Genomic DNA, 19,712 nt, shown 5'->3' with positions numbered 1-19,712 from the left:
TATGAGCACATTTGATTATTTTGTTGTGTTTGCAGAGATGCGCACAGGGTCCAATTTTCTAGAAGCCAATATCAATTCTTTTGATGGATTAACCTGTTTGGGCGAGGCATTTAACCCGCATTTTATCGGATATCCGCAAGCCGGAAATGTGTTGGGTGTAACGCAAGATGAACGCGATAAGGACCCGAACGTTTTAATTGAAAAAGTGAAGGCCGCTGACGGTTTAAACGGTTTTCGGTTCTTTAATGATCACGACCAGCGCGTGCTTGATATTTGCATGTCTGATCGGCGTTGCGCCAAGATTATCCTGACACGCAATCCCGTTGAAAGTTTTGTCAGCTGGAAGATTGCCGCCGCCACAGGTCAGTGGAAATTAACGAATGTGAGCCACGCTAAGACTGAGAAAGTCGCGTTTATACCTCAAGAGTTCGAGGCCCACCTAGAGGCGCTTCAGACGTTCCAAGTAAAGCTACTTAATACGTTGCAACGTATGGGTCAGGCCGCGTTTTATGTGGCCTACGAAGACCTGCAAGATGTTGATGTGATGAACGGTCTGGCCGAATATTTGGGGTGTTATAACCGCATTGCCGGCCTCGATAAGACGCTGAAAAAGCAAAATCCGATGCCGATGTCCGAGAAGGTTGTCGATTTTCCTGCGATGGAAACGTCGCTGGCGCGGCTGGATCGGTTTAACCTGTCACGCACCCCTAATTTTGAACCGCGCCGTGGCCCGATGATTCCGACGTATGTGGCTGCGTCTAAAACTGGCCTGCTATATTTGCCAATTAAATCAGGCCCCGAAGAAGCCGTCCGAGATTGGCTGGGCCGGTTAGACGGCGGCACCGCGGATGATTTACAGACCGATTTCACCCAAAAAGCAATCCGCCAATGGAAACGCACCCATGTTGGCCACCGCAGTTTTTCGGTCGTTCGGCATCCGCTAGCGCGCGCTCATTATGCATTTTGCCACCATATTTTGCAGACAGGCATGGGCTCTTTTCGCGAAATTCGTGCGACCTTGCGAAAGGTGCATAACCTGCCGATCCCCGCGAAAGAAGCTGCGCCAGAGACTGATCCATCCTACACAATGGCCGCACATCGTACTGCGTTTCTGGCGTGGTTGTCGTTCTTGAAAAGCAATCTGAATGCTCAAACCGCGATCCGCGTTGATGGCGCTTGGGCCAGTCAGTTGACGTGGCTGCAAGGCGTTTCCAACTTCGGCTTGCCCGATCTAATTCTGCGCGAGGACCGGATGCGTGGCGACTTTGCGGTTCTAGCAAGTCAGTTGGGCCTAGAGAGCATGCCAGAACCGATGACCGTCACTGATCCCTATGCTGCGCGCCTTAGCGCCATTTATGATGCGGAGGTCGAGGCCGCAGGCCGTGACGCATGCCAGCGCGACTATCTCGCGTTTGGCTTTGGCGATTGGCGTCCGCGTTAAGCGGCTTGGTTTGCCTGCGCCTCTGTCAGAATAGCGTGTAACGTGTTCGAATCGCTATTTGCGCGTAGTTTTGCGCATACATTTGGGTCTCTCATGGTGCGCGACACAAGGGCCAGTGCCTTTAGATGTTCCACACCGTGGGTCGCGGGCGCCAGCAGCGCAAAAACCAGATCAACAGGCTGACGATCAACCGAATCAAAGTTTAACGGCTTTTCGAGCCGCAGAAAAATGCCACGGACTTCTGTCACGGACTCGAGCCGCGCATGTGGCAATGCAATGCCGTGGCCAACGCCTGTCGGACCTAGCCCTTCGCGTTCTACTAAAGCTTCAATCACTTGCGTCGGATGAAGCTTATAGCACCCCTCGGCGAGTTCGCCCAATTCGTGAAAAAGCCGTTTCTTGCTGGTGCAAGAGTTGATGGTTTTTACCGCGTTCGGATTCAAAATATCGCCAAGGAGCATTCTTACACTTTCCGGCCGAAGCCAGTCAGATCATCCCATTGTGCGCGGATCGACCCAACCAATATTTCCATCGTCACGCCGAAACACGACGTTTACGCCATTGTGCTTCTCATTGCGGAAAACGAGCATCTGTTTATCGGCGAGCTCCATTTGCATCACCGCTTCACCAACTGACAAAGATTGGATTTTCATTTCCATCTCAGCCACAATCATGCCGCTTACCGCGTCACCTTGCGCGTCATCCATTTCATCTCTCGAAGCGAGGATATACGAGCCGGCGTCTGAAAGTTCAACAGGTTGTGACCGTTCTTTATGGTGGTCTTTCAACCGGCGCTTGTAGCGGCGCAACTGCTTGTCCATTTTTTCGGCACAGCCGTCAAAAGCGGCGTAAATCTCGGTCGCATGGTTCTTTGCCTGCGCCGTCAGACCGGTTGATAGGGTGACAATAGCTTCGCAGACAAACTCATGACCAGACTTGGAAAACACGATATTGGCACCCGTTGGGCGGCCTGCATACTTATCAAGGATCGCGCCAAGGTCCGTCTCAACATGCGTTTGTAGGGCTTGTCCGATATCAATCTGTTTACCGCTAATTTGATAATGCATCGTTTCTCCAGTTCTTTGTTTTTGGCGCCTGACAAATGATAGGTATTCAGCCTTCCAAGGGGCCGCGGCGCTTTTGTGAAAGGTGATGAAGTTGAGGATCCATTAAGTCTATCCCTTTGACCAAGTTAGATAACCCGACGATGGGTGAAATGAAAACCTTGCCTAACATCCCCTTCATTTGGCGCTACCTTGAGGGTGTTTGTCAATGACTCAGTTGTTAACAAGACCTTAACTCACGTGACCCGAAAACTGTTCCCAAGATAAACGCGCCGCACATTTTCGTCGCGGATAACTTCATCTGTGGTGCCGCTCATCAACACTTTGCCGTCGTGCAGGATATAGGCACGGTCGACGATCTGTAGGGTTTCCTGCACGTTGTGATCGGTGATCAACACGCCAATTCCCCGATTTTTCAGGTCGGCCACGAGATGTCTGATTTCGCCCACTGCAATCGGGTCGACGCCGGCAAATGGTTCATCAAGTAGCACGTATTTTGGCCCCGCAGCGAGGCACCGCGCGATTTCGACCCGCCTGCGTTCGCCCCCTGATAGCGCAAGCGCAGAAGCGCGCCGCAGGTGTTCGATCGAGAATTCCGACAGTAGTTCTTCTAACCGTTTGCGCCGCTTGCGTTTATCGGACAAGGCGATTTCCAAAATCGACATGATGTTGTCTTCGACAGTCATGCCCCTAAAGATCGACATTTCTTGCGGTAGGTAACCGATGCCAAGCCGCGCGCGGCGATACATCGGCAAGGTGGTTACGTCGCGTCCGTCAATGATGACTTTGCCGCCCTCGGGCGTCACAAGACCTGCGATTGAATAAAAGCAGGTGGTTTTGCCAGAACCGTTTGGCCCCAGTAGTGCCACAACTTCACCGCGTCCCAAATCGAGACTAACATCGCGAATAACGAGCTTTTTACGATAACTTTTACGCAGGTTGACGATGCGCAGCCCAACGTCGCCATCTTGAACGGTAAGATCGGCCATTAGTTGCCGCCTTGCTGGAAAACCGTGCGCACGCGCCCCGACATTTGTGCGTTTCCAGAGACAAGGTCGATCGTCATTTTGTCGGCTGAAATGGCGCTTGCCCCTTGGGTCAATAGTACGTCACCTGACAAGATTAGCTGTCCAGTGGTCAGGTTATAGTCGGCTGTGCTGGCTTCGGCGGCTTCGGTATCGGTGACAAACGTGACGCCCCCCGCCGCCTCTAGCTGCGAGATTTCTCCCGATGCGTCTGCGTAGATTACGCGCACTGTGCCTGCGGACAATCGCAATTCGCCTTGTCCGATGACCACGTTACCTGTGAACACTGCGACGCCTGTGTCTTGATCAACGGACAGACTATCGGCCGTAACTTCCACGCCTGCGGTTGGGTCCGCGCTAATGCCGCCCAGGTTGATGTTCGTCTGCGCAAATGCGGGTGCGGCAAGGGTGAATGCCATCAAGATGCCGATAAAGAGTTTCATTCAATCGCTTCCTCTGCGCTACCGCTGTTGGGCGTGTATACCAGCTTGACCCCTTGTGTGAAAAGCATCTGCTGTCCTGTATCGTCTTTTGAGGTTTGAAACGTGACCTGACCCGCCGTGATCCGACCAAATGGCGCACGAATCTCTAACGCTCCATCAGATTGAATAATGCCGCTGTCCAAATCGGCTGTCAGTCCGTTGGTTTCCATCAAATAGCCGCTTGATGTCTCCAAGCGCGCGAGCCCCAGTAATTTGACCGTCTTGCTGGCGCCGTCAATTTCACCCTCGATCGCTGTTATTTTGATCTCGCTGCCATCGGCTGCGTTAACGTCTAAAGATAGCGCTGTGATATTGATTGTATCAGGTTTGCCAACAGCAGGTTGCGCACTTTGCGCCCCGATTGCAATCACCGACCCGTTCTGGGTGACGCCCGAAAATTGCGGGCCGGATATACGTTGTTCGCGGGCTAATTCTTGAATTTCGGCAAAAGGAATGTTGGTGGAATCTGTACTGGAACGGGCAAACAGGAACAGCGTTGATAGCAGTCCAAGGGCAACCAATGGCAAGATGATCTTTGACCAGCTTACCAGTTGCGAGTGAAAGTTATCCGCGCCCAACACGGCGTTAGACCACGCCAGCGCGCAGGCAGTCGTGAATGTGCAAAATACCTTGCGGACGCATATCAGCATCCATCACAAACAGGCAGGTGATCTTGCCCTCCATCACCCCGATTGCCTCGGCAGCAAGGGTATTGGGCGCGACGCTGCGCGGGTCTTTGGTCATCACTTCGCCTGCCGTCATGTCCAAAAGCCCCGTCATATGGCGGCGCAAATCGCCGTCGGTGATAATGCCTTTCAGGTAGCCGTCTGCATCCGTCACACCAACCACACCGAACCCTTTTTGGCTGATCGTCAGCAGGGTGTCGCTCATCGGGGTCGTAATGTTGACCAGAGGCATGCTGTCGCCCGCATGCATCAGGTCGCGGACCCGCGCCAGTTTTGCGCCAAGTTTGCCACCGGGATGGAAGTCGCGAAAATTCTCGGGAGTGAATTGGCGATACTCCATCAGCGCGATTGCCATAGCGTCGCCCAGCGCCAATGTCATGGTGGTTGATATGGTCGGCACAATGCCCGTACCACAAGCCTCTCCCAGTTGCGGCAACAAGATTGCGACATCCGATTGCGTAAGCAGGGTGCTTTCTGCACGGCTCGCAACCCCGATCATCGGGATATCAAAACGGCGGGTATAGGCGACCAGATCGGCCAATTCAGGGGTCTCGCCCGAGTTTGACAGCACGATCACGACGTCCCCACCAGTCATCATGCCCAGATCGCCGTGGCTGGCCTCGGCAGGGTGAACAAAATGCGCAGGCGTGCCCGTACTGGCAAAAGTCGCAGCCATTTTGCGCGCGATATGGCCTGATTTCCCCATGCCTGACACGATCACACGTCCCTTAGCCGCAAGCAAAAGCTTAACCGCCGCGCCAAAACTGTCATCCAATGATGCACTAAGGGTTTGCAGGGCCACAGCCTCGGCATCAATGACGCGTTTGGCGGTGGCGCGGAATTTATCAAAATCTGTCATGTGTGTGCAAATATATCCGTGCCTGACCATCCGGCCAGATCAAGTTGGGCCCGCATGGGCAGAAAATCAAAACAACCTTGTGCCATTTGCGAACGCCCCTCGCGGGCAAGCATGACATCAAGTGCAACGCGTAACTTGTGCAAATGAAGCACATCGGATGCCGCGTAATCCAATTGCGCAGGCGTGAGCTTGGCTGCACCCCAATCGCTTTGCTGTTGGTATTTGGAAATATCAACGCCGATCATTTCGTGCAAAAGCACGCGTAATCCGTGCCGGTCTGTATAGGTGCGCACCAACTTTGATGCGATCTTGGTGCAGTAAACAGGTGCCGCCAGCGCCCCAAATGTGTTCAGCATCGCTGCAATATCGAACCGTCCAAAATGGAACAGTTTTAGCACATCAGGATCAGTCAGCATTTTGCACAGGTTCGGCGCCAAACTTTGCCCCACCGCAACCTGCAAAAGGTGGCAGTTTCCATCACCACCCGACATCTGGATCAGGCACAATCTATCGCGCAGTGGGTTTAGCCCCATTGTTTCACAATCAATCGCCACAACCGACCCAAGGTCCAGTCCGTCAGGCAGATCATTTTGATAAAGAAAGTTCGCCATGCTGTGCCTTATATCTGCTGCTATCTACGCAGATAAGCCGTGGCGCGCGAAATCGCAACTGACCTGCGGTAGCCCATCCACTGGCTCCATCAACATTATAGGTCCGCGAGGCAATGTAATCTACATCCGACGAGGCCAGAATTACCGCCATGTCTGTCAGGTGCCGACAACCCCTGTGATCAATACAAACTTTCCAATTGTCGACCATATGCAAAATCCACCCCTGGACCTCTCACGTTTTTGTGTTGCTCCAAGTGCTCGGTTAAGTTACCATCCTTTCGAAAGCGACGGGCCTTTTCCAGCACAATGCTGAATGGCGTCGGCGCGGGTTGTCGAACCCGCTTATGTATTCGAAGATGGCCGTGTCGGCATGCCTACGGGTGTCCCATGTGTCTCGCCAGATCAGTTCCGCTTTGATGGTTTTGAAGAACGTTTCGACGGCGGCATTGTCGTAACCATTATATTTGCCACTCATCGATACTTTGAAGCCATGCTGGCGCAGGATCTTCGGGTAATCATGCGAACAATATTGGCTAGCCGCGATCTGTATGATGACTGCAGCCTTTGGGTGGTGCCCGGAACGCAATGGCCATTTTTAACGCTCGGATTGCCAGATCTCGTTTCATTCGATTACTCACAGCCCGGCCGGCCACACGCCGAGAATGTAAATCCAAGATCACAGCCAGATAAAGCCACCCCTCACGCGTCCAGATGTAGGTAATGTCACCTGCCCACTTCTGATTTGGACCATCTGCTGCAAAGTTCCGATCCAGCAGGTTGGGCGCAATGTGACCTTGTGATTACTGTCTGTCGTGACATGTCAGGTCGCTGCCTGCGACTGATGGGCCGACTACGGGACGCACGCAAACCACGTGGGCTGACATTGATGACCCGGCACATACGGCCAATGGGAAACGTAGATCGGTTCTCTTCCCCTCTCATCGAAACTGCGTTTCGACTGTCGGGCAGTGGATGAATCTAAACCTCACGGCTTTTGGCTCGCAAAGATCCCCCTATGGGATTGCTCCGCATTCCCCAGCCGGTCAGTGCACCGTGGTCTTTTTTAGAATCTCCCGTTCCTCCTTGAGAATGCGGTTCTCACGCCGAAGCCGGTCATTCACTTGGGCGAGGCCTAAATCCTCTCTTAAGGTCACGTCCGTATCTCGGTGCGCCGTGATCCATTTATTCAATGTCGACATCCCGACACCAAAATCATCTGCCACTTGCTTACGCGTCAGCCCACTGGTTAGCGCGATCCACACTGCATCCTGCAGAATTCCTTCGCCCGTTTCAGCCCCATAGCCAATCTCCTTTGTTGCAGTAAATGCTATCAAAAGAGCGGCATCAAACCGCGACAGATCCACCGCATGCAAACATAAGAACGAAGAAACTCAAGATAACGAGATGTCGTGACCTAACTTGCGCTCTCGTTGTTGATTAACCGCGGGTGTTCACTTTCATTTTCACTCGGGATAGCAAGAGCGGAGACGTTTGCGGAAGAGTGTGGAATCCTACGCTAACGCTTAGGAGCCGTTCATTCCGCGCGCGGCGGTGCGGGTTTGTGACCATCTCTGAGGCAGGCGATTACCGACCGCTGTTTTAGCGGCTCATGGCTTTTGGGATAGCTTTGGACCAACCATTGAGAGAGAACACGTAGCGGACGGAATAACCACAATTTGACGGCTTCCAAATCTTAGGCCCACAGCGGCAAGGATATAGGTTCTGTCGCAAATTTTTCGCGGTTGGTTGGACTGGATCGCGCGTGGTAGGTGCGGGTTTTTGAGTTTGAAAGCGAGCGCCCAACCGTAACGATTGATTTCAAAGGAAGCCATTTCACAAAGAGCGTAATCCTTGAAGCTGTGTTTTTCTATGTCCGTTACGGGGTCTCGTATCGGGACCTTGAGGAGATCATAGCCGAATGCGGCGTTGAAATTGAACATGCCACGCTGATACCGCTGAGTGGTGAAATTCTCGCCACTGATCGCTGCAAATGCGCAGGCCAGAAATAAGCCGACAGCCGCCTTTTGACGGATGGCCGAGACTTACATTAAGGTTCGCGGCAAGTGGACTTATCTGTGCCTTGCTGTAGATCGCGACGGACAAACCCTTGAGTTCATGCAGTCAACGCGCCGCGCTACCGCTGCCGCGCGAAGGTTCTTTAAGCGTGCCGCTGGTATCAACGGAGTCCCAGACCGAGTTGCCATCGACAAGTGCGGCGCCAATTTAGCTGGCGTGCAAAGGCTAGACGTCATCCTCAAGTTCACCGGAACTGGCCGGATCATCGGAATCGTTCAATCCAAACACCTCAACAGCAACGTTGAGCAGTGTCCGTCGTCAGGGTTTTTGGCACCAAAGGCGGCCTAGACTAAGAGAGAGTTCGGCTCATCTGGTTGGTTGCATTATGCGGCGTGTTGTCTGTGATGCAAGCGTCGCGTTTCGAGCGTCTTACGTTTGATCCTTTCCCGTTGCTGTAGAATGGCTTTGTCGCGTCCGAAGTATACGTCGGCGGGTGTAACGTTGTTCAGGCTCTCGTGGTAACGCTGGTGATTGTAGTGGTCTACGAAGGCTTCGATCTGAGCCTCAAGATCGCCGGGTAGGAAGTAGTTTTCCAGCAGGATGCGGTTCTTCAAGGTCTGATGCCACCGCTCGATCTTGCCCTGCGTTTGAGGATGATAGGGCGCGCCACGGCTGTGCTTCATATCCTTGTCTTTCAACCATTCCGCCAGCTCCCCCGAGACGTAGCTGGAGCCGTTATCACTCAGCAGGCGAGGTTTGTGGACGACATGAACTTGGTCACATCCCGACGCTGCCAAAGCCAAGTCCAATGTGTCCGTCACGTCTTGGGTTCTCATGTTGGTGCAAAGTTTCCACGAGATTATATATCGGCTGTAGTCATCGAGGATCGTGCTGAGATAAAACCAGCCCCATCCGATGATCTTCAGATATGTGAAGTCCGTCTGCCACAACTGATTGATGCCCGTGGTTTTGTCTTTGAACTCGCTCGCCGCCTTTATAACGATAAACGCTGGGCTGGTGATCAGATCGTGCGCCTTCAAAATCCGATACGTCGAAGCCTCTGATACGAAATAGCTTTCTCGATCCGTGAACGTCACGGCCAGTTCACGTGGCGACAACTCGGTTTCTTTCAGCGCCAACTTCACGACCTTGCGCCGCACCTCGTCAGGAATGCGGTTCCAGACGTGTTTGGGCTTCGGCGATTGATCCTGCAGTCCAACTTCGCCACGCCGCAAATATCGATCATACCAACGGTAGAATGTGGTGCGGGGAATGCCCAGCTTTGCCAACGTGAGCCGTGCTGACAGGTGGCTTTCCTCGACCAGCCGGATGATCTCCAGTTTCTCAGATGCAGGATATCTCATTCGTGGTTGCCCCCATCGCCCAGCATGCTTTTTTTAAGCAAACGGAGTTCCAGTGTTTGTTCCGCCACAACTTCCTTGAGATCACGGGCCTCACGGCGCAGATCCTTCACCTCGTCAGTGTTCGCCGCACGTGCCGTATCGCCCGCAAGGCGCCGCTTTCCGGCTTCCATGAAGTCCTTGGACCATTTGTAGTAAATGCCCTGAGAGATACCCTCACGGCGGCACAGCTCTGCAATGCTGTCTTCACCACGCAGACCATCCAGAACGATCCTGATCTTCTCTTCGGATGAGTAATGCTTGCGCGTGGCGCGTTTGATGTCTTTGACGATCTTCTCGCCAGGGCTCGTCGTTGTTTGTCTCATCTTCCACTCCTCAGTGGTGACGATGAGCCAGAAACACTCTCTTATCAAATAACGCTATTTGGTCCCATAGGCGCTGACGTCAGACAATGACAATATGGGGACTGAAAGGGGGATTGAAAATAATTCTAGGCACTCAAGTGCTTGATTTTGTGTAACTATATTGGGTTATTTGGTGCCCAGAAGAGGACTCGAACCTCCACGTCCATACAGACACCAGCACCTGAAGCTGGCGCGTCTACCATTCCGCCATCTGGGCACAGATTACGTGAAGTGGCGTTTAAGCCTGCATTGGTGCACTGTCAACGAGATTCGGTGGGGATTTTATGAGTCATTGCTGTGGGGCGTTCATGTCCCTTAAATGAAAGGGATGTTGTGACTTGTCTGATGTGGTCGAGAGGGGTAGACCCGAAGCCAACAAACTCATGAGGCCACACATGTCTAAGCTTGTCACAATTTTCGGCGGATCCGGTTTTGTCGGGCGCTATATTGCCCGTCGTATGGCAAAAGAGGGTTGGCGGGTGCGTGTCGCGGTGCGCAATGTAAACGAGGCAATGTTCGTGCGCCCTTACGGTGCCGTCGGACAAGTTGAACCCGTTTTTTGCAATATCCGGGATGATGCGTCCGTGGCTGCGGTTTTGAGCGGGGCTGATGCGGTTGTGAACTGTGTTGGTTTGTTGTCAGAAAAGGGCAAGAATACATTTGCTGCCGTGCAGGTTGACGGAGCTGAGCGTATTGCACGCCTGTCTGCCGCTGCTGGTGTCGGTCGCATGGTGCAAATTTCCGCGATTACCGGCGATGCGGATAGTAACTATGCCAAGACGAAGGCGGCAGGTGAGGCTGGAGTTTTGGCCCATATGCCTGATGCGGTTATTTTGCGTCCATCGGTTATTTTTGGCACAGAAGATGAGTTTTTTAACCGCTTTGCGGGCATGAGCCGAATGGGTCCGATCTTGCCGGTTATTGGCGCAGATACAAAGTTTCAACCGGTCTATGTTGACGACGTTGCTGCGGCGGCGGTTATGGCTGTGACGGGGAATGCGCATGGCGTTTACGAGCTGGGCGGGCCTGATGTGCGTACGTTCCGCGCGTTGATGACCGACATGTTGGCGATTGTGCGGCGGCGGCGTCTGGTTCTAAACATCCCGTTTGGCCTTGCCAAGGTGATGGCCTTCGGGTTCAGGATTGCGCAGACATTGTCACTGGGCATTATCAAGGCACCAATCACTGGTGATCAGATCATGGGTTTGGCTGTCGATAATGTCGTTTCCGATGGCGCGCGGGGCTTTGCTGATTTGGGTATTCGCCCGACTGCAATGGGTGCTGTTTTGCCTGATTACCTGTATCGCTACCGTCCAACAGGGCAGTATGACGCGATCAAGGAATCTGCGAAGAATTTGCGGGACGTATAAATTATGGACACGACAATTGTTGCAATCCTTCTGGGTATTCTAGAAGGGCTGACGGAGTTTATTCCGGTGTCGTCCACGGGACATTTGTTGCTGGTCGGCCATTTTATGGGGTTCGATTCGGCGGGGAATACGTTTGAGGTCGTGATCCAGATTGGCGCTGTTCTGGCGCTAGTATTCCTTTATTTTCAAAGGCTATGGGGCGCTGTTGCGACTGCGCCGACTGACCCTGCATCGCGTAAGTTCATTGTTTCGATTGTTATTGCTGCGATTCCTGCGGTTTTGCTGGGCGTGTTGATGCATGATTTGATCAAGACCGTTCTGTTTGAGACCCCGATGTTGATTGCTGTGATGCTGGTCCTTGGGGGCGTGGTTTTGGTACTGGTCGACCGATTGCACCTGAAGGAAACCTATACCGATCCGATGCGGTTGCCGTTAAAAACAGCGCTGGGTATCGGATTATTTCAGTGTCTTTCGCTTATTCCAGGCACGTCGCGGTCGGGGTCTACGATTGTTGGGGCGTTGTTGTTGGGCGTAAGCAAGCGTGCGGCGGCGGAGTTTTCGTTTTTCCTGTCAATCCCGATGATGTTCGGGGTGTTTGGTTACGACCTGATGAAAAACAGGGATGTGCTTGATTTCACGGCTGTATGGGAAATTGCCTTAGGCTTGGCGGCGGCGTTTATTACGGCATTGATCGTGGTGCGGTGGGTGCTGAATTATCTTAGCAGCCATGGCTATGCATTATTCGGATGGTGGCGAATCATTGTGGGTGGTGTGTCGATCGCCTTGCTTTCAATGGGTGTTTGATGATTTAGGTAACTACTGCTTACCTAAAGTTAGAAAAATTCCATAAAAACTCCGCAGTCGCGCGATAAAATCAGATAATAGGTCAGTGTTGCTGACTTTTCATTTCTTTTGAGTCTCTATACAAGCTGCCCAAAGAGATAATGAAGAGGGCGGGTCGATGGCTGGTCAGAAGATGCTGAAGTTTATCAATGTAGAACGTGATATGCCTGAGAAGCGTATCCCGAACTTACGCAATAAAGACTTCCAAGAAATTTACGCACAGTATGCGACCGACAAAGCTGCCGAGCAGGCGAGCCGGTGTAGCCAGTGTGGTGTGCCGTATTGCCAGTCTCATTGTCCGTTGCAAAACAACATTCCTGACTGGTTGCGCATGACTGCCGAGGGGCGTTTACAAGAAGCGTATGAGTTATCGCAGGCGACCAACACGTTCCCAGAAATTTGTGGGCGCATTTGTCCACAAGATCGGCTGTGTGAAGGTAACTGTGTGATCGAGCAATCGGGTCATGGCACGGTCACGATCGGCGCGGTTGAGAAGTATATTACCGATACGGCGTTTGCCGAAGGGTGGGTCAAGCCGATCCGTCCGCATGCCGAACGCACCGAAAGCGTTGGTATCATTGGTGCGGGACCGGGTGGCCTTGCTGCTGCGGATATTCTGCGCCGTCAGGGTGTGCAGGTCACCGTTTATGATCGTTACGATCGCGGGGGCGGGTTGATGACATATGGCATCCCCAGCTTTAAGCTAGAGAAACATATTGTGATGCAGCGCATGGATCAACTGGCCGATGGTGGTGTTGAGTTTGTGATGAATTGCAATGTCGGCGAAGACCTGACGTTTGACGCTATTCGCGGCAAGCATGATGCGGTTTTGATCGCCACCGGCGTTTATAAAACACGCGATTTGCCAGATGCCGATGCTGATGGCATTGTGCATGCGATTGATTATCTGACCGCGAGCAACCGCGTTTCGTTTGGCGATGTTGTCGAAGAATTCGAGAGCGGAGAGTTGAACGCGGCTGGTAAGAAAGTTGTGGTTATTGGCGGCGGTGACACTGCGATGGACTGTGTGCGCACGGCTGTTCGTCAGGGCGCGGAAAGCGTGAAGTGTCTGTATCGTCGTGATCGCACAAACATGCCTGGATCGCAGCGCGAGACACAAAATGCCGAAGAAGAAGGTATTGAATTTGTTTGGCTTGCCGCGCCTGCTGGTTTTGAGGGTAACGCTGTTACGGGTGTGAATGTGCAGACCATGCGTTTGGGCGCGCCAGATGTGACCGGTCGTCAGATGCCGCAGCTGATCGAGGGTGCCGACTATGTTGAACCTGCTGATCTGGTGATCAAGGCGCTGGGTTTCGAGCCGGAAGATTTGCCTACTTTATGGGGTGTTGAGGGTTTGGAAGTAACCCGTTGGGGCACTGTAAAGGCTGATTTCACCACGGGGCAAACGAGCCTTGAAGGTGTATTTGCCGCAGGTGATATCGTGCGTGGCGCGTCATTGGTGGTTTGGGCAATCAAGGATGGTCGCGATGCGGCCGATGCGATCCTCGGATTTCTTAACCAACCTGTTATGGTTGCCGCAGAGTGATCTTTTCTGCGTCTTCTTTACGTCTTGCATCGGTCTTGCACGCGCGTCCATGCTGAAACCTTAACAGGTAATAATTGCTGACCTAGGGAGAGTTACGAATGTTTAAGTTTCTGACCACCGCCGCATTGCTGATGTTCCCGTTTGCGGGGCATGCCCAATCGTTTGGCGTGCCTGAAGGGTGTGAGGGTGTTTTGACGGTGCAGCAACGGGGCTGTCTTCTCGTGAATGTTTGGCAATGCGAAGCCGACCCGGAGGGCGACAAGTGGATCGCGCTGATTGGTGAGGGTGGGCCGTTTTCGGTTCAGCATATTGATGACGAATTCCAGTGGATTGAAGCGTTCAAGTCTTCGGGAAATGAGAGTTTGGAACTGCCCGCGCCCGACCCTGCGTCGATGACCGAATTGCTGGAGAATGGTATCGATACGTTTGAATTTGTGATCCAGAAAGAAGGTGGTGCAGAGCGTAATGTCGGCTTTGATGCGTTGACCGGTGTTGAGGTGGTCATTGACGGCGAGCCGCTTTTACAGACCGAATTTGAAGGGAAGACCCTGACAATGGATGGTGTTCTGATTGATGAAGGTGCGGGGCGCCAATATGTGAGCACCAAGCATCGCCTGTTCTTTTTTGGTCAGGCTTCGGATACCGAGGCGCCTGATCAAGTGACAGATATGTCGCCCGTCGAATTCATATACCCTGATGAACCAGGATTCTTTTCGTCAAAGCCGAAGTTCGAGTGTGGTGTTGTAGAATCGGGATTCGTCCAATGAAATGGGGCGTATTCATCGTGGCGGCTTTGCTGCCCGTTTCCGTTTCAGCACAGGAGTTTAGCCTGCCAGCGGGGTGCACCGCGTATTTGACGGTGCATGATCGTAGCTGCAATGTGGATCATCATTTCACCTGTGAGGCTGATGCTGCTGGCACCCAGCGCCGCGTGTCACTGTCGGAAGTGGCTATGACCTATATGGGGCAGATTGATCCGGAGACCCAGTGGTTAGAAGGTTATCATGCACTGAATGGCCATACCGAAAAGCTAGAGTCTAAACCGCACGATAGAGCCTCTTTATCGGAGCTAATTTCGACTGGCGCTGACGATTATGATTTCAAAACGCTATCGGCGGAGATTGGCGAAACCCGTTATGTCGGCCGCGATACGTTGACAGGAAAGACCGTCGAGATTGACGGCGTCACCTTGGAAGAGACCACATATGATCTGACCGCTTATGCGGCTGACGGGTCGTTTTTATGGCGCTCGAAGGGGCGTGAATTTATCAACCGCGAGTGGCGCATGTTTTTGTCGGGTGTAGGAACATTTACCACGCCGACCGAAGAATTTGCGCAGGACAGTACGCCAATGGAATTTATCTTTCCGGGTGAAGCTGGATTTTTATCTACAAAACCAAAATACGGCTGTGGCGTGGTGATGTCCGCTGGCCCCGCATTGCAGGAGTTTTCGAATGACAATATATGATCAGGCTTGGGTGGCCGCTGAAGAAGCGAAGCGCAAATGGATGACCGAGAACGGTCTTTATGCCGATGAAGACGAGCATAGCTCGTGTGGTGTTGGCCTTGTGGTTTCCATTGATGGCAAGGCGTCACGCGGTGTTGTTGAGAATGGCATCAATGCGTTGAAGGCGATTTGGCACCGTGGTGCGGTGGATGCTGATGGCAAGACGGGTGATGGCGCCGGTATTCATGTGCAGATTCCCGTGCCGTTTTTCTATGACCAAATTCGCCGCACTGGCCATGAGCCGCAGGATAAGTTGATCGCTGTGGGTCAGGTGTTTTTGCCGCGCACTGATTTTGGTGCCCAAGAGCGTTGCCGCACGATTGTTGAGGCCGAAGTGTTGCGCATGGGTCATTATATTTATGGCTGGCGCCATGTGCCCGTGAACAATTCGGTTCTGGGTGAAAAGGCGAATGCGACCCGTCCCGAGATCGAGCAAATTTTGATCCGCAACGAGAAGGGCATCGACGAAGAGCAGTTCGAGCGCGAGCTGTATATTATCCGTCGCCGGATCGAGAAGGCTGCGGCGATGGTAAACGGATTTTATTTCTGTTCGCTGTCCTGCCGTTCGATCATTTATAAAGGTATGATGCTGGCCGAGCAGGTTGCCGAGTTCTATCCTGATTTGATGGATGTGCGGTTCGAGAGCGCCTTTGCGATTTATCATCAGCGATATTCGACCAATACGTTCCCGCAGTGGCACTTGGCCCAGCCGTTCCGGATGTTGGCGCATAATGGCGAGATCAATACATTAAAGGGTAATGTGAACTGGATGCGCAGTCACGAGATCCGTATGGCGTCGAGTGCATTTGGTGACATGGCTGAAGATATCAAGCCGATTATTCCGTCCGGATCATCAGATTCGTCTGCGTTAGACTCTGTTTTTGAAGTCTTGGTGCGCGCGGGTCGGAATGCGCCAATGGCGAAAACGATGCTGATTCCGGAGGCGTGGTCGCAGCAAGCGGTCGAGATGAAGCAGACTTGGCAGGACATGTACGGGTATTGCAATGCGGTCATGGAGCCATGGGATGGTCCTGCTGCATTGGCGATGACGGATGGTCGTTGGGTCTGTGGTGGTTTGGATCGTAATGGTTTGCGCCCGCTGCGATATGTTGTGACGGGTGATGGCTTGCTGATTGCGGGCTCGGAAGTTGGCATGGTCCCGATTGATGAAGCGACTGTTGTTGAAAAAGGTGCGCTTGGTCCCGGGCAAATGATTGCGGTCGATATGACCGAGGGTCGTTTGTATCGCGATGAGGAGTTGAAGGATAAACTGGCTGCTGCCCAGCCGTTTGGCCCATGGGTCGAGAAGGTTGTACGCCTGTCCGATATGTTGCGCGAACTTCCTGAGAAGCCACTGTTCACCGGCGCGGAGTTACGTAAGCGTCAGGTTGCTGCGGGTTATTCGATTGAGGAACTGGAGCAGGTGCTGGCCCCTATGGCCGAGGACGGCAAAGAGATGATTGCGTCGATGGGTGATGACACGCCGAGCGCTGTTTTGTCCAAGCAGTATCGTCCGTTGTCGCATTTCTTCCGTCAGAATTTCAGCCAAGTCACCAACCCGCCGATCGATAGTTTGCGCGAAAGCCGTGTGATGTCGCTCAAGACCCGTTTTGGGAACTTGAAGAACGTGTTGGATGAGGATGGCTCGCAGACCGAAATTTTGCAGCTTGAAAGCCCGTTTATTGCGAATACCGAATTTGAAGAGATGATGGCGCAGTTCGGTGAGAGTGTTGTTGTGATCGACTGCACCTTTGCCAAAGGTGCGGATGCGTTGCGCCAAGGCTTGGAGCGGATTCGTGCGGAGGCGGCGGATGCTGTATCGTCAGGTGCAGGTCATATCGTTTTGACGGACCAACATCAGTCGGGGGACCGTGTTGGAATGCCGATGATTTTGGCGACGAGTGCTGTGCATTCGGGTTTGACGGCCAAGGGTTTACGCACGTTCTGTTCGATTAACGTCCGGTCTGCGGAATGCGTTGATCCGCATTATTTTGCCGTGCTGATCGGGTGTGGTGCGACGACTGTGAACGCCTATTTGGCGCAAGATAGTTTGGGCGATCGCATTGAGCGCGGTTTGTTGGATGGCCCGTTGATGGTGGCGGTTGAGAAATATCGGTCTGCCGTGAATGCAGGCCTTTTGAAGATCATGTCGAAGATGGGGATTTCGGTTCTGTCATCTTATCGTGGCGGTCTGAACTTTGAAGCGGTTGGTTTGAGCCGTGCGATGGTTGCTGAGTATTTCCCGGGGATGCAGAGCCGCATTTCAGGGATTGGGACCAACGGTATTCAGACCAAAACCGAGGAAGTGCATGCGCGTGGATGGACGGGTGGAACGGATGTTTTGCCAGTTGGCGGGTTCTATAAATCGCGTCGGTCCGGTGAGAAGCATGCTTGGGAAGCGCAGACAATGCATATGTTGCAGGCCGCGTGTAACAACGCATCTTATAGCATGTGGCAGCAGTATTCGAAGTCTATGCAGGCAAATCCACCAATTCACTTGCGTGATTTGTTGGCGATTAAGCCGATGGGTGTTGCGGTACCGATTGAAGAAGTAGAGTCTATTACGGCTATTCGTAAGCGTTTTGTGACTCCGGGGATGTCGCTTGGGGCGTTGAGCCCTGAGGCGCACCGCACACTGTCGATCGCGATGAACCGTATTGGTGCCAAATCTGATAGCGGTGAAGGCGGCGAGAGCCCTGACGATTTCACGCCAGATGCGAATGGTGATAATGCCAGCGCGAAGATCAAGCAGGTTGCGTCGGGTCGGTTTGGTGTGACAGCCGAGTATTTGCTGGCTTGTGAAGAGTTGGAGATCAAGGTTGCCCAAGGTGCAAAACCTGGTGAAGGTGGTCAGTTGCCCGGCATGAAGGTCACTGATTTGATCGCGAAGTTGCGCCATTCGACCAAGGGTGTGACGTTGATTTCACCGCCGCCGCACCACGATATCTATTCGATCGAGGATTTGGCGCAGCTGATCTATGACCTTAAGCAGATCAATCCTAAGTGTAAGGTGACTGTGAAGTTGGTGGCGTCGTCTGGTGTGGGGACGATTGCGGCCGGTGTTGCCAAGGCAAAGGCCGATATTATCCTGATTTCGGGTCACAATGGTGGCACGGGTGCAAGCCCCGGAACGTCGATTAAATACGCTGGTTTGCCTTGGGAAATGGGGCTGACCGAGGCGCATCAGGTACTGGCGATGAACAACCTGCGTGAGCGGGTGACCTTGCGCACTGATGGCGGTTTGCGCACCGGACGTGACATTGTCATGGCAGCAATGCTGGGTGCCGAGGAATACGGGATTGGCACGGCTGCGTTGATTGCGATGGGCTGTATTATGGTGCGTCAGTGCCAGTCGAATACTTGTCCTGTTGGTGTTTGTACGCAGGATGAGGCGTTGCGGGGCAAGTTTACCGGCAATGCCGATAAGGTTGTGAACCTGATCACGTTCTACGCCACTGAAGTGCGTGAGATTTTAGCGTCGATTGGCGCGCGATCTTTGGGTGAAGTGATTGGTCGTGCTGATTTGTTGACGCAGGTGTCGCGTGGCTCTGCGCATCTGGATGATCTGGATTTGAACCCGTTGTTGATCTCGGTAGATGGATCGAACTCGATTGTTTATGATCGCGATAAGCCGCGCACGCCTGTTGTTGATACACTGGATGCGCAGATTGTTCAGGACGCTGCGCGTTTCTTGAATGATGGCGAAAAGATGCAGTTGGATTATGCCGTGCAAAATACGTTGCGCACGATCGGGACGCGGACTTCGGCGCATATTGTGCAGAAATTCGGAATGCGGAATAATTTGCAGCCCGATCATTTGACTGTGAAATTGCGTGGTTCTGCGGGTCAGAGTTTGGGTGCGTTTGCGGCACCCGGTCTGAAGCTGGAAGTGTCGGGCGATGCCAATGATTACGTTGGCAAGGGTCTGTCGGGGGGCACGATTGTTGTGCGTCCGCCGATGAATTCGCCGCTGATAGCGAGTGAGAATACGATCATTGGTAACACGGTTCTCTATGGTGCGACGGCGGGTTATTTGTTTGCTGCTGGCCGTGCCGGCGAACGGTTTGCGGTGCGTAACTCTGGCGCGTCCGTTGTGATTGAGGGCTGCGGCACGAACGGCTGTGAATACACCACGGGTGGCGTTGCCGTTATTCTGGGGTCGATTGGTGCCAACTTCGGTGCCGGGATGACAGGCGGGATGGCGTATATTTACGACCCTAAGGGGGAGGCTTCTAATCTGATCAATATGGAAACATTGGTTATTTGCCCTGTGACAGTGTCACATTGGGAAGAGCAGCTGTTAGGTTTGATCACGCGCCACAAGGCGGAGACGGGAAGCCGTAAAGCGGCGGAAATCTTGCAGCATTGGGATTCTGAAAAGGCCAACTTTTTGCAGGTTTGTCCCAAGGAGATGTTAGTGCAATTGCCACATCCTTTGACCATTGAAGATATCGCGATCCCCGCTGAATAGGGTTGAGCTCTTGACCGGATACATGC

The 19,712-nt window shown here is 53.0% G+C and carries 15 protein-coding genes, 1 tRNA gene and 2 pseudogenes; 8 read left to right on the top strand and 10 right to left on the bottom strand.

From position 1 onward, the window contains the following. Nucleotide 1: 1 nt before the first annotated feature. Nucleotides 2-1,441: a nodulation protein NodH gene (locus ACXLHR_RS14155; protein WP_458792035.1), complete on the top strand. Its 1,440-nt coding sequence runs from the start codon at nucleotides 2-4 to the stop codon at nucleotides 1,439-1,441. Here the strand turns inward: ACXLHR_RS14155 and ACXLHR_RS14150 are convergent. The 8 genes and pseudogenes from ACXLHR_RS14150 to ACXLHR_RS14115 form a co-directional block, all read right to left on the bottom strand. Next, nucleotides 1,438-1,902, bottom strand: a complete 465-nt coding sequence (locus tag ACXLHR_RS14150; protein ID WP_458792034.1) for a PTS sugar transporter subunit IIA — start codon at nucleotides 1,900-1,902, stop codon at nucleotides 1,438-1,440. The two genes, ACXLHR_RS14155 and ACXLHR_RS14150, sit on opposite strands and share 4 nt — an antisense overlap. Nucleotides 1,903-1,932: 30 nt before the next feature. Further along, nucleotides 1,933-2,508 (bottom strand): ribosome hibernation-promoting factor, HPF/YfiA family, encoded by a 576-nt coding sequence (gene hpf, locus ACXLHR_RS14145; protein ID WP_458792033.1) that lies wholly within the window; start codon nucleotides 2,506-2,508, stop codon nucleotides 1,933-1,935. 233 nt (nucleotides 2,509-2,741) lie between these two features. After that, on the bottom strand, nucleotides 2,742-3,494 hold the full coding sequence (lptB, locus tag ACXLHR_RS14140) for an LPS export ABC transporter ATP-binding protein (protein WP_458792032.1): 753 nt from the start codon (nucleotides 3,492-3,494) through the stop codon (nucleotides 2,742-2,744). Next, nucleotides 3,494-3,973 (bottom strand): lipopolysaccharide transport periplasmic protein LptA, encoded by a 480-nt coding sequence (gene lptA, locus ACXLHR_RS14135; RefSeq protein WP_458792031.1) that lies wholly within the window; start codon nucleotides 3,971-3,973, stop codon nucleotides 3,494-3,496. Before lptA ends, lptB begins: the two co-directional genes overlap by 1 nt. Then, nucleotides 3,970-4,593, bottom strand: coding sequence for an LPS export ABC transporter periplasmic protein LptC (gene lptC / locus ACXLHR_RS14130; protein ID WP_458792030.1), 624 nt, complete (start codon nucleotides 4,591-4,593; stop codon nucleotides 3,970-3,972). The genes lptA and lptC overlap by 4 nt, the downstream gene beginning before the upstream one ends. Nucleotides 4,594-4,597: 4 nt before the next feature. Beyond that, on the bottom strand, nucleotides 4,598-5,557 hold the full coding sequence (locus ACXLHR_RS14125; protein ID WP_458792029.1) for a KpsF/GutQ family sugar-phosphate isomerase: 960 nt from the start codon (nucleotides 5,555-5,557) through the stop codon (nucleotides 4,598-4,600). Further along, nucleotides 5,554-6,168 carry a ribonuclease D gene (locus ACXLHR_RS14120; protein WP_458792028.1) on the bottom strand — a complete coding sequence of 205 codons (615 nt, stop codon included), beginning with the start codon at nucleotides 6,166-6,168 and terminating at the stop codon, nucleotides 5,554-5,556. The genes ACXLHR_RS14125 and ACXLHR_RS14120 overlap by 4 nt, the downstream gene beginning before the upstream one ends. A gap of 262 nt (nucleotides 6,169-6,430) precedes the next feature. After that, nucleotides 6,431-7,468, bottom strand: a pseudogene (locus ACXLHR_RS14115) (IS3 family transposase). Between the two features lie 511 nt (nucleotides 7,469-7,979). Here ACXLHR_RS14115 and ACXLHR_RS14110 point away from each other — a divergent pair. Beyond that, nucleotides 7,980-8,493: pseudogene (locus tag ACXLHR_RS14110) on the top strand (IS6 family transposase); the annotation flags it as partial. A gap of 74 nt (nucleotides 8,494-8,567) precedes the next feature. On the opposite strand, the gene ACXLHR_RS14105 reads toward ACXLHR_RS14110, so the two are convergent. Together ACXLHR_RS14105 and ACXLHR_RS14100 are read right to left on the bottom strand one after the other, a co-directional pair. Then, nucleotides 8,568-9,910, bottom strand: a protein-coding gene (locus ACXLHR_RS14105) for an IS3 family transposase (protein ID WP_458790740.1) whose coding sequence is annotated in 2 segments (ribosomal slippage) — nucleotides 8,568-9,583 and nucleotides 9,583-9,910 — 1,344 coding nt in all. Because the reading frame shifts where the segments join, the coding sequence is not laid out codon by codon here. 170 nt (nucleotides 9,911-10,080) lie between these two features. Continuing rightward, a tRNA-Leu gene (locus ACXLHR_RS14100) sits at nucleotides 10,081-10,166 on the bottom strand. Between the two features lie 178 nt (nucleotides 10,167-10,344). Here ACXLHR_RS14100 and ACXLHR_RS14095 point away from each other — a divergent pair. The 6 genes from ACXLHR_RS14095 (at nucleotide 10,345) to gltB (ending at nucleotide 19,686) form a co-directional block, all read left to right on the top strand. Continuing rightward, nucleotides 10,345-11,319, top strand: a complete 975-nt coding sequence (locus ACXLHR_RS14095) for a complex I NDUFA9 subunit family protein (RefSeq protein WP_458792027.1) — start codon at nucleotides 10,345-10,347, stop codon at nucleotides 11,317-11,319. 3 nt (nucleotides 11,320-11,322) lie between these two features. Beyond that, the gene (locus ACXLHR_RS14090; protein ID WP_458792026.1) at nucleotides 11,323-12,123 is read left to right on the top strand and encodes an undecaprenyl-diphosphate phosphatase; all 801 of its coding nucleotides are present in this window, start codon (nucleotides 11,323-11,325) and stop codon (nucleotides 12,121-12,123) included. A 157-nt stretch (nucleotides 12,124-12,280) separates the two neighbouring features. Further along, complete coding sequence (locus tag ACXLHR_RS14085) at nucleotides 12,281-13,708, top strand: NAD(P)-dependent oxidoreductase (RefSeq protein WP_458792025.1); 1,428 nt, start codon at nucleotides 12,281-12,283, stop codon at nucleotides 13,706-13,708. 98 nt (nucleotides 13,709-13,806) lie between these two features. Further along, a complete protein-coding gene (locus tag ACXLHR_RS14080; RefSeq protein ID WP_458792024.1) occupies nucleotides 13,807-14,475 on the top strand; it encodes a hypothetical protein in 669 nt (222 codons plus the stop codon). Next, entirely contained in the window at nucleotides 14,472-15,176 is a 705-nt protein-coding gene (locus ACXLHR_RS14075; RefSeq protein WP_458792023.1) for a hypothetical protein, read from the top strand. Before ACXLHR_RS14080 ends, ACXLHR_RS14075 begins: the two co-directional genes overlap by 4 nt. Then, the gene (gene gltB / locus ACXLHR_RS14070) at nucleotides 15,163-19,686 is read left to right on the top strand and encodes a glutamate synthase large subunit (protein WP_458792022.1); all 4,524 of its coding nucleotides are present in this window, start codon (nucleotides 15,163-15,165) and stop codon (nucleotides 19,684-19,686) included. Before ACXLHR_RS14075 ends, gltB begins: the two co-directional genes overlap by 14 nt. Nucleotides 19,687-19,712: the final 26 nt, after the last annotated feature.

It is taken from the genome of Yoonia sp. MH D7, from assembly GCF_054439475.1.
This window is presented reverse-complemented; position numbering and strand designations above follow the sequence as displayed.

Bases quoted from the DNA above. Each gene is read 5' to 3' on its own strand.
- ACXLHR_RS14155 (WP_458792035.1), top strand. From the start codon at position 2: ATGAGCACATTTGATTATTTTGTTGTGTTTGCAGAGATGCGCACAGGG.
- ACXLHR_RS14150 (WP_458792034.1), bottom strand. From the start codon at position 1,902: ATGCTCCTTGGCGATATTTTGAATCCGAACGCGGTAAAAACCATCAAC.
- ACXLHR_RS14075 (WP_458792023.1), top strand. From the start codon at position 14,472: ATGAAATGGGGCGTATTCATCGTGGCGGCTTTGCTGCCCGTTTCCGTT.
- lptA (WP_458792031.1), bottom strand. From the start codon at position 3,973: ATGAAACTCTTTATCGGCATCTTGATGGCATTCACCCTTGCCGCACCC.
- ACXLHR_RS14080 (WP_458792024.1), top strand. From the start codon at position 13,807: ATGTTTAAGTTTCTGACCACCGCCGCATTGCTGATGTTCCCGTTTGCG.
- ACXLHR_RS14125 (WP_458792029.1), bottom strand. From the start codon at position 5,557: ATGACAGATTTTGATAAATTCCGCGCCACCGCCAAACGCGTCATTGAT.
- hpf (WP_458792033.1), bottom strand. From the start codon at position 2,508: ATGCATTATCAAATTAGCGGTAAACAGATTGATATCGGACAAGCCCTA.
- ACXLHR_RS14095 (WP_458792027.1), top strand. From the start codon at position 10,345: ATGTCTAAGCTTGTCACAATTTTCGGCGGATCCGGTTTTGTCGGGCGC.
- ACXLHR_RS14120 (WP_458792028.1), bottom strand. From the start codon at position 6,168: ATGGCGAACTTTCTTTATCAAAATGATCTGCCTGACGGACTGGACCTT.
- ACXLHR_RS14085 (WP_458792025.1), top strand. From the start codon at position 12,281: ATGGCTGGTCAGAAGATGCTGAAGTTTATCAATGTAGAACGTGATATG.
- gltB (WP_458792022.1), top strand. From the start codon at position 15,163: ATGACAATATATGATCAGGCTTGGGTGGCCGCTGAAGAAGCGAAGCGC.
- lptB (WP_458792032.1), bottom strand. From the start codon at position 3,494: ATGGCCGATCTTACCGTTCAAGATGGCGACGTTGGGCTGCGCATCGTC.
- ACXLHR_RS14090 (WP_458792026.1), top strand. From the start codon at position 11,323: ATGGACACGACAATTGTTGCAATCCTTCTGGGTATTCTAGAAGGGCTG.